The following is a 12,790-nucleotide window of genomic DNA, read 5'->3' as shown; positions in this document are numbered from 1 at the left end:
CAAATTTCAAAAATATCGCTGCGCCCGAACCACTACACCAATCCCCGAAACGCGCCCCGGTTGGGGGCACAGAAATTGGAAGACAAAATGAAGAAATGGATGATCGCCGCACTGGTCGCACACTTGGCAACTGGCGCTGTGGCTCAGCAAAGCGAATTTGTGTGCATATCGGATATTGATGGAACCGAGTACCGGCTGACACGGCTTGAAGGCGAGCAGAAGGGATCGGTCAAATTCGGTGACACGACCGGGGATGCTCAGGTGTTTCCTGGCCTGAACAACATGACGTTCATCCTGGCGACCGAACAGCATGTCATGACCTTCTTCGTCAAAAGCCCGGATCTGTCCTACAACCTGTCCATTCGCCGTCCGGTCCTTCAGAATGACCGTGGTCAATGCACGGAAACCGGAGCCTAGTCCCGCAATCATCTGCGATTTCAGGCCGCGTCCCACATGGTGGCGCGGTCTTTTTCTTTCGGGGATCAGCAGACGGTTGGAGCGCGCATGATCAATGTTCGCCAAACCGCATAAAAACATGCACAAAGCCGCAAAAATCATGCTCCAAATTGTTGTGTCTTTCGTCGGCGTCATGCCATAAAGCCGCACCCGGACAGTGAGAAGAACATAATGGACCTACTGAATGCGCTTGTTGCGCTTGCGAACTTTGTGATCGTGCCTGCGGTTGCCTATGGCAGCCAGTTGGCACTTGGGGCGCTGGGGGTCACCCTGATCTACGGCATCCTGCGATTTTCCAACTTTGCCCACGGGGATACGATGGCCTTCGGCGCAATGATCGCCGTGCTGGTCACCTGGGGTCTTCAGGCGGCAGGGATCGGGTTCGGGCCCCTGCCGACGGCGCTTCTGGCGCTTCCGTTTGCGATCCTGGGGTGCATCCTTCTGGTGCTGATCACCGACAGGCTGGTCTATCGTTTCTATCGCGAGCAAAAAGCCAAACCTGTGATCCTGGTGATCGTATCCATGGGTGTGATGTTCATCATGAATGGGCTGGTGCGTTTCATCATCGGCCCCGATGACCAACGGTTCTCGGATGGGGCTCGGTTCCTGATTTCTGCGCGGGATTTCAAAAAGATGACCGGGCTGGATGAGGGGCTTGCGATCAAAACCTCGCAGGGCATCACCGTGATCGTCGCCGTCGTTGCCGTAGCCTTGCTGTTCTGGTTCCTCAACAAGACCCGCACTGGTAAGTCGATGCGCGCTTATTCCGACAACGAGGATCTGGCCTTGTTGTCCGGCATCAACCCGGAACGTGTGGTGATGATCACCTGGATCATCGTTGCGGCGCTGGCCACGACGGCCGGGGTTCTCTATGGGCTGGACAAGAGTTTCAAGCCGTTCGTCTATTTCCAACTGCTTCTGCCGATCTTTGCCTCTGCTATCGTGGGCGGATTGGGCAACCCGATTGGGGCGATCGCAGGCGGATTCATCATCGCCTTTTCCGAAGTCACGATCACTTATGCCTGGAAGAAGGTGCTGACCTACCTTGCCCCGGAAAGCCTCGAACCTTCGGGCCTGGTGCAGTTCCTCTCCACCGATTACAAATTCGCCGTCAGCTTCGTCATTCTGCTGATCGTGCTTCTGTTCAAGCCAACGGGTCTGTTCAAGGGGAAAGCGGTATGAACGAAGCAGTCAAAAACACCCTGCTTTTCGTGATTGTCGGCGGGCTCATCCTGCTGACCGGTTTCGTTCAAAGCTGGAACACGGCGATCCTGATTCTGAACATGGGTCTGATTTCCGCGATCATGGCGATCGGTGTAAACCTGCAATGGGGCTTTGCCGGACTGTTCAATGTCGGCGTCATGGGTTTTGTTGCGCTGGGCGGACTTGCGGTTGTGCTGGTCTCGACCCCGCCGACACCCGGAGCCTGGTCCGCAGGCGGGTATGGGATCGTGCTGGCGCTTCTGCTGGGGGCAGCGACCGTTGTCGCAGCCGTGATGGCCGCGCAAAAGATGCCCAAGGGCCGGGCACGAACGCTGGCAATCATCGCAATCCTCGTCGTCGGGTTCTTCGTCTATCGCGCGGTGTTCGACCCGAGCATCGCTGCCGTCGAAGCCATCGACCCAGCCATTGCCGGAAATATCGGCGGGCTGAATCTTCCGGTGCTGCTTGCATGGCCGGCGGGTGGGCTGTTGGCCGCGGGCGCTGCCTGGCTGATTGGCAAGACGGCCTTGGGTCTGCGCTCGGACTATCTTGCGATTGCCACGCTGGGTATCGCCGAGATCATCATTGCGATCATGAAAAACGAGGACTGGCTGGCCCGAGGGGTCAAGAACGTCTACGGCATCCCCCGCCCTTCACCTATCGTAGGCTATGAGATTGACCTGCAGAGCGATCCGACCTTCGTCGAACGTGCAGCCTCATTCGGGCTGGACCCGGTGACCGCTTCGACCCTGTGGGTGAAACTGGGTTATGCATTCCTGTTTCTGATCGTGCTTCTCATCCTGCTCTGGATGGCTCAGATGGCGCTCAAAAGCCCGTGGGGCCGCATGATGCGCGCGATCCGCGACAACGAGGTCGCCGCCGAAGCCATGGGTAAGGACGTCACCCGCCGTCATCTGCAGATCTTCGTTCTGGGCTCGGCCATCTGTGGCATTGCCGGGGCGATGATGACGACGCTGGACGGCCAGCTGACACCCAGCGCCTACCAACCGCTCCGGTTCACCTTCCTTGTCTGGGTGATGGTGATCGTCGGCGGTTCCGGCAACAATTTCGGCTCGGTCCTGGGGGCCTTTCTGATCTGGTTCCTGTGGGTCGAGGTCGAACCGATCGGTCTGTGGCTTATGAACCTGATCACTTCCAGCATGCCAGATGGCAGCGCGCTTAAGGCCCACCTGATCGAAAGCACGGCACATATGCGCCTGTTCACGATGGGGCTTATCCTGCTGATTGTTCTCAGATTCAGCCCAAGGGGCCTGATCCCCGAGAAGTAGACATCTTTCATCACTAAACCGTCAGGCCGCGCCATGCGAATGGCGCGGTTTCTTGATTGCGGCTTGAAAAATCAATAGACGGCTTCACACTCTATGAACCATATCGGCGCATATTGTTCGAAAGACCACTCACCTGATGCGCCGATCTTAACGAGTAAACTCTGACCCAGAAGAAAAGTTCTTGCACCATGAAGACTTCCACAAAGAAAATTGCCCTTATGGTTCCGGTCCTAGCTGTTGTGGCCGGATGTATCCCGAGCCCCCGTGAACTGGAAACCACACCCGTCCAGGTACAGACGCCCAAGGGCGTCGTGACCTGCCAACTGTATCGCCAGGATCGGGTTGTCTGGGATCGCGCGATTGATTTCCCGGCCACCAAGATGTCGGTTCCCGAAGCTGACGCCTATTGCCAGCAGGAAGGACAGCGGCGCCTCAAGCGCTGACGCGGCACGCCCCGCCAGTTCCGGCTGGCAGGGCGATGAAATTCAACGGTTGCGAAACAGCCCGCCCAGAATGCCGCGAACGATGCGGCGTCCTGTGGTTCCTTTCAGCTCTTTGATGACTGCCTCGCTCATGGCAGAGGCAAAGCTGTCCTGCTTTCGGACCGATCGTGCAGACGATCGCCCTACTCTGCTGCCGCTGTATCTGCGCGCCGCCGAATACTCCCGCTCGGACACCGACCGGGTGTCGTCATGCTCCTCGGGTTCGGCTACTTCGGCCTCGGCCGCGGCCTTGGCCGCGCGCGCCTGCAGGATTTCGAATGCCGATTTGCGATCCAGAAGCGTTTCGTATTTCCCAGCCATCGGAGACGCCGCCATCACAGCCTTGCGCTCGGCGTCGGTAATCGGGCCCAGTTGTGAACCCGGCGGACGTATCAATGTCCGCTCGACCATACCCGGCGCGCCCTTCCGTTCAAGCATCGAGGTCAACGCCTCGCCCACTCCGACTTCCCGGATCGCGGTTTCCGTGTCGAAGGCCGGGTTTTCCCGATAGGTTTCCGCGGCCAGCCGCAAATTCTTGCGATCGCGCGCGGTGAAGGCGCGCAAAGCATGTTGGACGCGGTTGCCCAACTGTCCGAGGATATCTTCGGGAATATCGGCCGGGTTCTGAGTAATGAAGTAAACCCCAACGCCCTTGGATCGGATCAATCGCGCGACCTGCTCGACCTTGTCCACCAGAACCTTGGGCGCATCATCGAACAACAGATGGGCTTCGTCGAAGAAAAAGACCAGCTTGGGCTTGTCGGGATCGCCGACTTCGGGCAGTTCTTCGAACAGTTCGCTCAGCAGCCACAAAAGGAACGTGGCATACAGCCCGGGCGCGCCCATCAGCTTGTCAGAAGCCAGGATGTTGACCATCCCGTGGCCGTTTTCATCCGAGCGCATCAAATCCGACAGTTCGAGCGCAGGCTCACCAAACAGCCGTGCGCCTCCTTGGTTCTCCAGCACAAGCAATCGTCGCTGTATGGCGCCAATCGAAGCGGTCGAGACATTTCCGTAGCGCAGCGACAGCTGTGACCGGTTTTCACCAATCCAGACCAGAAGAGCCTGCAGGTCCTTGAGATCCAGCAGCGGCATCCCCTCTTCATCCGCAACCCGGAAGGCGATGTTCAGCACACCTTCCTGCGCTTCGCTCAGGTCCAGAAGCCGGGAAAACAACAGCGGCCCCATCTCGGTAACCGTTGTCCGGACAGGGTGGCCCTGCTCACCAAACAGATCCCAGAACGTGACTGGGCACGCGGCATAGGAATAGTCGGCAAACCCGATGCGCTGGGCACGGTCCATGAAGGCCTGGTGCAACTTGTGATCGGGGCTACCGGGACGCGCCAGTCCGGACAGGTCACCTTTAACGTCAGACAGGAAAACAGGAACGCCCTGCTGCGAGAACCCTTCGGCCAGGATTTGCAGGGTCACGGTCTTGCCCGTCCCCGTTGCACCGGCAATCAGACCGTGCCGGTTTGCATATTTCAGCGTCAAACCCTGCGGCTGCTTGTATTCAACACCGCCACCGCCGACAAAAACGTTTTCCGTCATATTGATACGTCCCAAAACTTAGCGTCCCGGCACCACCATACAAACTTAACCTTTGACTGCGATAGTGATTTTGCCCACCTCGCAATTCCCTCGTGTGGTGGGCAAACTTCCTCCCTGTCGACTGGCTGTGCTTTCGGGCACAGCCATTTTTTGAAATTGCCAAGTTTCTGCTTGTGGAAACATTAAATTTCGCTGTTAGCAGTTGACCACTGGGTTCGCCTCTCGTAACGTTCGGGCATAACTAAGTCGGCCAGTCCGACGGGGAGATACATTGATTGAAGGGAGCCGCACGTACGGCTCCCTTTGTCGTTTGTACTCAAAGGCTTCTCGGCGTCACTTCAGGTGGCCTCCGATGTGTCGGCGAAAATCCGTCCAATCCCGCGTGCAGCGCGCGCTTTGCAACTGACATGGCCGAGCAGGAATGCTAGAGACGTTTGAAAAAGCTGTATCAGCACAATGAGGCACTGATGATCACCAAACTTGTTCCAGCCACCCTGGTAACGGCTGCATTGCTGGGCTCAGGCGCGTTCGCCCAGGAAGCCACGACTGAAACTCAAGAGCAGACCCAAGCCGGTCAGACCACGGATACCGGCTCCGACCTGGATCTGGGTCAAAGCGGCCCGCGTGTCGGCGAGCAATATGTCCGCGAGAAGTCGGGCGACTGGGAGATCTCCTGCATCAAGGCGCAATCCGGCGATGACCCCTGTGCGATGGTTCAGATTCTCAACGGTGCGCAGAATGAACCTCTGGCCGAGATCACCGTTGGCAAGCTGCCCGCCGGTGGTGCCGCCGCAGCCTGGGCGAACGTAATTGTTCCGCTGGAAACCCTGCTGCAGGCACAACTGGCCATCTCGATCGATGGCGCACCGCGCAAGCTGTACAACTATCATCACTGTGTTCCGGTCGGTTGTGTTGCACAGCTGGGTCTGACGCAGGGCGACATTGACGCGATGAAAGCAGGAACGAAGGCTACCATTTCACTGGTGCCCGCACGCGCGCCCGATCAGGTTATCAACATGGATCTGTCGCTGAGCGGATTTACCGCTGCCTTTGACGGGCTGGAGGTCAACACCAACTGATCACGCCAAGATGAATGACCAAAGCCGCCATCCCCCGATGGCGGCTTTTTTCATACCTTCTTGAGGGCCAACACCGCGTTCAGACCGCCAAACGCAAAGGCGTTGCTCAATGCCACATTCACCTCGGCCTCGCGCGCCTCGTTTGGTACGACGTCCAAAGCGCATTCCGGGTCGGGTTCTTCATACCCGATGGTCGGAGCAATCACGCCGTCACGGACGGCCATGATACAGGCCAACAGTTCAACCGCGCCGGTTCCGCCGATAAGGTGGCCGTGCATGGATTTGGTCGATGAGATCATCAGATCGTCGGCATGGCGTCCGAACACATCCGCGACTGCTGCGCATTCGGTCTTGTCATTGGCGGCGGTTCCGGTGCCGTGGGCGTTGATATAGCCCACGTCACTTGCGTTCAGCCCGGCGTCCTTCAAGGCCCCGGCCATGGCACGGGCCGCGCCCTGCTTGCTGGGCATTACGATATCCGTCGCGTCCGATGACATCGCATAGCCCGCAACCTCACACAGAATTTCAGCGCCGCGAGCACGCGCATGTTCGTATTCCTCGAACACGAACACACCGGCGCCCTCGCCCTGAACCATGCCATTGCGATTTGCGCTGAACGGCCGGCAGGCGTCCTTCGACATAACCCGAAGGCCCTCCCAGGCCTTGACCCCGCCAAAACACAACATGGATTCCGACCCGCCGGTAATCATCGCCGGGGCGGCGCCACTGCGCACCATCTGGAACGCCAGCGCCATCGCGTGGTTGGACGATGCACAGGCCGTCGAAACGGTGAAGCTGGGGCCTTTGAGGTTGTGCTCCATCGAAATGTGGCTTGCTGCCGCGTTGTTCATCAGCTTCGGCACGACGAATGGATGGACCCGGTTCTTCCCGTCTTCGTAGACCGAGCGGTAGTTGTCATCCCAGGTCGAAACACCACCGCCGGCCGTTCCCAGAACGACCCCCGACCGCACGGCCAATTCGCCGTGAAACTCCAGCCCCGACTGGTCGATCGCCTCTTTGGCCGCAGTCAAAGTGAATTGCGTGAAACGGTCATACAGCGCCATTTGCTGGCGATTGAACCGGCCCTCTGCCTCGAACCCGCGGACCTGGCCGCCAATTTTGATGCTCAGTCGGTCGACGTCACGAAATTCAAGCTCGGAAATGCCGCAACGGCCTTCGCGCATCGCTTCCAGGGTGTCGGGCACGGAATGGCCCAGCGAATTGATCGTGCCAGCGCCGGTGATGACAACCCGTTTCATGACCGCGGATCAAACCTTTTCCGCGACCAGCTTTTCGATCCCGGCAATGATCGCCGCAACATTCGAAATGTCGAAATCACTTGCCGTCGGTTCGTTGGCGTTGAAGGGGATCGAGATGTCGAATTCTTCCTCGATGGCAAAGATGCTTTCAACGAGGCCCATGCTATCGATCCCGAGATCTTCAAGAGAGCTTTCGGGCGTCACGTCGGACGGCTCCAGCACGGCCTGCTCTGCAATGATTGCGATGACGCGGTCGCTGATGCTCATGTCGTTCCCCTGATTGTCGCGTTGCGGTTGATTTAGTCGCTCGACGAGGGTTTGAAAACCGTCTTTTTAAGCGCCTCTACGTCACGGGCCATGCGTGGAAGCCGACGCTGCGCCTTGTAGATTTCGGTGTGCGTTTCCATTTTCACGCCCGGATAGCCCATGATCACACGACCTGCCGGGACATTCGAAAGTACCTTGGTTCCACCGCCCGCGATCACGCCGTCACCGATGAAAATATTGTCGACGACTCCGGTCTGGCCACCCAAAACCACGTTGTTGCCGATCTCGACCGAACCGGACACGCCGGTTTGACCGCAAAGCAGACAGTCTCTGCCGACCTGAGTGTTGTGCCCGACATGAACAAGATTGTCCAACTTGGAGCCGTCTCCGATGACGGTGTTGCGGATCGTACCGTTGTCGATGGTGCAGTTCGCGCCAACCTCGACATCATTGCCGATCTGGACCGCACCGAGTGAATGGATGCGCAACCAGCTCTGTGCCTTGGCGTCCCCGGCGTCGCCCATGGTCTTGCGCACGTTTTCCACCCCGGACACCTCGGGCGTGACAAAGCTGAACCCATCTCCGCCGATCCTCGCTCCGGGCTGCGCAATAAAGCGATCGCCAATCATGGCGCGCGCACCGATGCTGACCATTTCGCGCAACAGGCAGTTCTCGCCCAGCACGACATCCATACCCACGTGGCACTGGGCGCCGATCACCGTTCCGGACCCGATGCGGGCCCGGGGGCCGACAACGGCCAGAGGCCCGATGGACACATCTCCGGCGATCTCGGCCGTCGGGTCCACGACCGCCGAAGGATGGATCCCGGGTGCGACGCCCTGCCCCCGGTCCAGCATCGTGGTAATTCCGGCCATTGCCATACGGGGGCGGCCGACAAACACGGCGCCCTCCAGACCCAGTGCGCGCCAGTCGGCACCTTCCCACAGAACAGCACAACGCGCCTGACCCTCAGCCAGCGCCTCGGCGTATTTCGGAGCCATCGCCATAGCCAAATCGGTCGGACCGGCATCCTTGGGCTCGGCCGCCCTCAGAATCGTCAGGCTGGTGTTTCCCTCGGCCGGCGCCCCCAGAGCATCGGCGATTTGCTGTAAGGTGAACTGCATCGCGGGCTTCCTTGTCGCAGGATTTGCGCCCCGTGCTTACCCCTGAACGTTCGGCAGGGCCACCCCTGCTTTTTGCAGGGCATCCCAAATCTTCTGATCCCGCCCATAGACATCGCGCCGATACTGCACGTCGCCCTTCGGCCCGACGAATGCGGTGCGGTAGATCAGATGAACCGGGACCGGCTGCTTGAGGTCAACCTTGGTTTCACGCCCGGTGCCCAGAACCCTGTGGAAAAAGGCCTTGGGGTCCTCTTCCTGTTTTGCCAGCAAAGCATATGCGAAATCAAAGGGTTGCGCCAAACGAATGCACCCGTGAGAGAAGGCGCGCACTTCGCGTGCGAACAGGCTCTTCTGCGGGGTGTCGTGCAGATAGATGTTGTACTTGTTGGGGAACATGAACTTGACCAGCCCCAGAGCGTTGCTCTGCCCCGGAGGCTGGCGCATCGCAAACGGGAAGCTGCGAGCCGTGAACTGGTTGAAGTCCACCGCGTTGCGGTTCACCTGCCGCCCGCGCCGATCGGTTATCTCTAGATGCCGGACGGCATTGGGGTTGGCCCGCAACTTCGGCAGGTATTCCTTGGTGATGATCGAGCGCGGCACATGCCAGCTGGGATTGATCACCATGTGCTCCATCACATCCGAAAATTCGGGGCTTTGACGATCGCTGGTGTTTTTGCCTATCACTGCACGTGTTTCAAATGTCACCCGACCATCGTCGACGATTTTCGCGGAAAAGTCGGCCTGATTGACCAGAACATGCCGTGCCCCCCTCTCGCGAGGGAGCCAGCGTTCACGTTCCATCGCAACCATCACCGCCTTGAGCCGGTCAGAAGGTGAACGGTTGATTTCGGCAATCGTTCCCTGGCCGGCGACACCATCTGGTTCAAGTCCATGGGCGCGTTGGAAGGCTTGCACCGCTGCCACCATGGAGTCGTCATATTCCGGGCTGGCCGTGGGCTTGAGGAACCCCATCGCAACCAGACGATTACGCAGCTTTATGACGCTCAGCCCCGTATCGCCGCGTTCGTATTTTCCGGTTGGTACGGTCGGACCCCATTCGCCATGTTCGTTCAGTGACTGCAGCGCCATCTTCTGCTTGAGCAGCGCCCGGTACTGGCTGGACTGCGGCGGAAGCTGCGCGAGATAAGAGCCGTCGGTGGATTTCATCATCGCCGCAAGATGATCCGAAGCCGGCTTCCGTTCGACCGCACGCACGAGGCCGGCGTCGATCTGAGCCGGGCGCAGCAGCCCGGACTGAACATCCTGCGCATAGCGGACAAACGCCTCGCTCAGCGCAGCCTCAAGCGCCCCGAGATCGCGGTTTGACCGAGCGCTCTGCATCTTCGCCATCAGGCCATCAACGTCATATCGTTCGGCCGGAAGACCGTGCATCTGAGCATGGGACAATGCTTTTATAAGTGCCGACCGACGCGCCGCGTGATCAGAGGTAGGACCGACCCAAATCGGCGCGAATTCCTGTTCTCGATAGAAGGACGCGATATCCGGGGTTGTCCCTGCGCTTTCCGCGACAGCCATCCGAAACGCGAAACTCTCAGCCTGGGTCGGAGCCGCCTGAACGGATGTGGCCGACACGGCGATGCTTGCGGCAAACAGAAAAATAGTACAGGTCCGACGGACAGAATTCATGGGATAGCCTTGGTTTTCAATAACTTGGAACACTAGTTTTTGCGCCCGACAATTATGTTTCACGCCTCGGGGGATTGTCCACTCACATTTCCAACAGCACATCACACCGCTGGGCCCCTGATGCGCGTTTGCATCGTCTGGAAAAAAACGAAAGGGATTCAGGCCTGTTCGCCACATTTTTCGTCACTTGCGCAGATTTTCGCCGAAAATTCCCCGTAAGAAAGCACAAGACCAAAAGATCACTTGGCGCAAGAATCCCTCTGTGGCATAAAATCCGCATCTGGGATGGGAAAGAATTAAGAAAGCGCACGTAACATCGTGTGCAGGCAGGAACTGTACGGGACGAAACACGTTATGACCAAGAGCAGTACCTCGGGGATGACCCGGCGTGCCCTATTGGGCGCATTCGCGGCAACGGCAGTTGTTGCAGCACCAACCTACTCAAACGCAGCAGGCTTCCTTCGCGGGGGTGGAGACATCCGCAGGATCCGTATGTATTCGGGTCGTACCGGCGAGCGCTTGGACATGATCTACTGGGTCGATGGTAAATACGTCAAAGACGCGGTCAAGGAAATCAACCACTTCATGCGTGACTGGCGCACCGATCAGTCAAAGGACATGGATCTGCGCACGATCGACATCATGGCCGCGGCCCACAACCTGCTGGATGTGAACGAGCCCTACATGCTGTTGTCGGGCTACCGCTCTCCGCAGACCAACGCCATGCTGCGCCGTCGGTCGCGCGGTGTCGCCAAGAACTCTCTCCACGTCAAAGGTCAGGCTGCGGACCTGCGGCTTGCCTCCCGCTCGGTCTCACAGATGGCCAAGGCAGCCATTTCGTGCCGTGCCGGCGGTGTCGGCCAATACTATGGATCAAATTTCGTGCACATGGATTGCGGCGACGTTCGCTCCTGGCGCGGCTAATACACTACCACTCACCAACCCCGCAAAAAGCCCCGGCGCATCACTGCCCGGGGCTTTTTGCTGCGCAGCGCGCATCTGGCAGTGACGGACACAGGCGCAGAAGCGCTACGCCTTGAAACTCTGGAAGAAAGTGGCGCACCTGAGAGGATTCGAACCTCTGGCCTCTGCCTTCGGAGGGCAGCGCTCTATCCAGCTGAGCTACAGGTGCGTTGGCCGTTAGCTAACCTTGTTCCGATCCGGGTGCAACTGGATTTTGCATGTCGGAACGCGGTTTAGCGACGAACAATCAGGCAAACAATTCGTGCGCCAGTTCCAGCGCATCGATCAGCGTGTCGACCTCGTCGGTTGTGTTGTACAGACCAAAACTGGCGCGGCAAGTGGCCGTAACCCCGAGATGATCCATCAACGGTCCGGCGCAATGGTGCCCCGCCCGAACGGCGACGCCCTTCTTGTCGAGAATAGTGGATACATCGTGCGCGTGGCCCGCACCATCCAGCGTAAAGCTGAAGATAGCGGCCTTGTCGGGCGTCGTCCCCTGAACCTGCAGCCAGTTCAGCCCGGTCAGGCGCTGCATTGCATAGTCGCGCAAGCCCGCCTCATGAGCCGCGATGTTGTCCATCCCCAAACCCATCATGTAGTCCAGCGCAACGCCCATGCCGATCGTCTGGACGATACCCGGAGTGCCGGCTTCGAATTTCATCGGCGGATCGTTGTAGATCACCGTCTCCTTCGAGACCTCCTTGATCATGTCTCCACCGCCGATGAAGGGGCGCATTTCCGCCATCCGTTCGGACTTGATGAAAATGGCGCCAGATCCCGAGGGGCCGTACAGCTTGTGCCCGGTGATAGCATAGAAATCACACCCGATATCCTGCAGATCCACCGGCATGTGAACCGCGCCCTGGCTTCCGTCGACCAGCACAGGCACGCCTTTGGCATGGGCGCCTTCGGTAATCGTCTTTACGTCAACCACGGTACCCAGAACGTTGGAACACTGGGTCACCGCCACCAGTTTGGTCTTGGGCCCGATGGCGTCGATCACGGCCTGCGGATCCAGCGCACCACTTGCATCCACGTCCACCCATTTCAGAACGACGCCCTGGCGTTCGCGCAGGAAATGCCAGGGTACGATGTTGGCATGATGCTCCATGACGCTCAGAACGATTTCATCGCCGGCCTGCATCCGTGGCATGGCCCATCCATATGCGACAAGGTTGATCCCCTCGGTCGTCCCGGAATTCAGGACGATCTCATCCTCATTCGCGACATTCAAAAACCGGGCGACGGTCCCGCGCACGGATTCGTATTTTTCGGTCGCTAGGTTCGACAGGTAGTGCAATCCGCGATGCACGTTCGAATACTCGTGCGCATAGGCATTGGTAACCGCATCTATCACCACCTGAGGTTTCTGCGCCGAGGCCCCGTTGTCGAGATAGGTCAGGGGTTTCCCGTTCACCTCACGCGAGAGGATCGGGAAATCGGCGCGGATTTTCTGGACGTCATACATGA

12 protein-coding genes and 1 tRNA gene are annotated in these 12,790 nt (G+C 58.7%); 6 read left to right on the top strand and 7 right to left on the bottom strand.

Annotated elements, in window-relative coordinates:
* Nucleotides 1-87: 87 nt before the first annotated feature.
* The 4 genes from ACR3EL_RS08085 to ACR3EL_RS08070 all read left to right on the top strand — a co-directional run bounded on the left by ACR3EL_RS08085 (nucleotide 88) and on the right by ACR3EL_RS08070 (nucleotide 3,391).
* A complete protein-coding gene (locus tag ACR3EL_RS08085; RefSeq protein ID WP_480721120.1) occupies nucleotides 88-417 on the top strand; it encodes a hypothetical protein in 330 nt (109 codons plus the stop codon).
* Between the two features lie 210 nt (nucleotides 418-627).
* Nucleotides 628-1,638, top strand: a complete 1,011-nt coding sequence (locus ACR3EL_RS08080; RefSeq protein ID WP_093962081.1) for a branched-chain amino acid ABC transporter permease — start codon at nucleotides 628-630, stop codon at nucleotides 1,636-1,638.
* On the top strand, nucleotides 1,635-2,948 hold the full coding sequence (locus ACR3EL_RS08075) for a branched-chain amino acid ABC transporter permease (RefSeq protein WP_170338584.1): 1,314 nt from the start codon (nucleotides 1,635-1,637) through the stop codon (nucleotides 2,946-2,948). The genes ACR3EL_RS08080 and ACR3EL_RS08075 overlap by 4 nt, the downstream gene beginning before the upstream one ends.
* A 188-nt stretch (nucleotides 2,949-3,136) precedes the next feature.
* Complete coding sequence (locus tag ACR3EL_RS08070) at nucleotides 3,137-3,391, top strand: hypothetical protein (protein WP_170338583.1); 255 nt, start codon at nucleotides 3,137-3,139, stop codon at nucleotides 3,389-3,391.
* Nucleotides 3,392-3,433: 42 nt separating this feature from the next.
* On the opposite strand, the gene ACR3EL_RS08065 is transcribed toward ACR3EL_RS08070, so the two are convergent.
* Nucleotides 3,434-4,981: a helicase HerA-like domain-containing protein gene (locus ACR3EL_RS08065; protein ID WP_170338581.1), complete on the bottom strand. Its 1,548-nt coding sequence runs from the start codon at nucleotides 4,979-4,981 to the stop codon at nucleotides 3,434-3,436.
* Nucleotides 4,982-5,448: 467 nt separating this feature from the next.
* On the opposite strand from ACR3EL_RS08065, the gene ACR3EL_RS08060 reads away from it, so the two are divergent.
* The gene (locus ACR3EL_RS08060) at nucleotides 5,449-6,060 is read left to right on the top strand and encodes an invasion associated locus B family protein (RefSeq protein ID WP_093962962.1); all 612 of its coding nucleotides are present in this window, start codon (nucleotides 5,449-5,451) and stop codon (nucleotides 6,058-6,060) included.
* Between the two features lie 50 nt (nucleotides 6,061-6,110).
* Here ACR3EL_RS08060 and ACR3EL_RS08055 read toward each other — a convergent pair whose 3' ends face one another.
* The 4 genes from ACR3EL_RS08055 to ACR3EL_RS08040 are packed head-to-tail and all read right to left on the bottom strand — an operon-like array spanning nucleotide 6,111 to nucleotide 10,357.
* The gene (locus ACR3EL_RS08055) at nucleotides 6,111-7,319 is read right to left on the bottom strand and encodes a beta-ketoacyl-[acyl-carrier-protein] synthase family protein (RefSeq protein WP_093962085.1); all 1,209 of its coding nucleotides are present in this window, start codon (nucleotides 7,317-7,319) and stop codon (nucleotides 6,111-6,113) included.
* 9 nt (nucleotides 7,320-7,328) lie between these two features.
* Entirely contained in the window at nucleotides 7,329-7,586 is a 258-nt protein-coding gene (locus tag ACR3EL_RS08050; RefSeq protein WP_093962086.1) for an acyl carrier protein, read from the bottom strand.
* A gap of 32 nt (nucleotides 7,587-7,618) precedes the next feature.
* Nucleotides 7,619-8,710, bottom strand: a complete 1,092-nt coding sequence (lpxD, locus tag ACR3EL_RS08045; protein ID WP_170338575.1) for a UDP-3-O-(3-hydroxymyristoyl)glucosamine N-acyltransferase — start codon at nucleotides 8,708-8,710, stop codon at nucleotides 7,619-7,621.
* Between the two features lie 36 nt (nucleotides 8,711-8,746).
* A complete protein-coding gene (locus ACR3EL_RS08040; protein WP_170338573.1) occupies nucleotides 8,747-10,357 on the bottom strand; it encodes a L,D-transpeptidase family protein in 1,611 nt (536 codons plus the stop codon).
* A gap of 354 nt (nucleotides 10,358-10,711) precedes the next feature.
* Here ACR3EL_RS08040 and mepK point away from each other — a divergent pair, with 354 nt between their 5' ends.
* Nucleotides 10,712-11,281 (top strand): peptidoglycan L,D-endopeptidase MepK, encoded by a 570-nt coding sequence (gene mepK / locus ACR3EL_RS08035; RefSeq protein WP_170338571.1) that lies wholly within the window; start codon nucleotides 10,712-10,714, stop codon nucleotides 11,279-11,281.
* 131 nt (nucleotides 11,282-11,412) lie between these two features.
* On the opposite strand, the gene ACR3EL_RS08030 is transcribed toward mepK, so the two are convergent.
* Nucleotides 11,413-11,489, bottom strand: a tRNA-Arg gene (locus ACR3EL_RS08030).
* A 78-nt stretch (nucleotides 11,490-11,567) separates the two neighbouring features.
* Nucleotides 11,568-12,788, bottom strand: a complete 1,221-nt coding sequence (locus ACR3EL_RS08025; RefSeq protein WP_170338570.1) for a cysteine desulfurase — start codon at nucleotides 12,786-12,788, stop codon at nucleotides 11,568-11,570.
* Between the last annotated feature and the right edge of the window lie 2 nt (nucleotides 12,789-12,790).

The organism is Ruegeria sp. BJ3, assembly GCF_056535665.1.
Note: the sequence above shows the minus strand (reverse complement) of the source record. Positions and strands in the feature narration are given on the sequence as shown.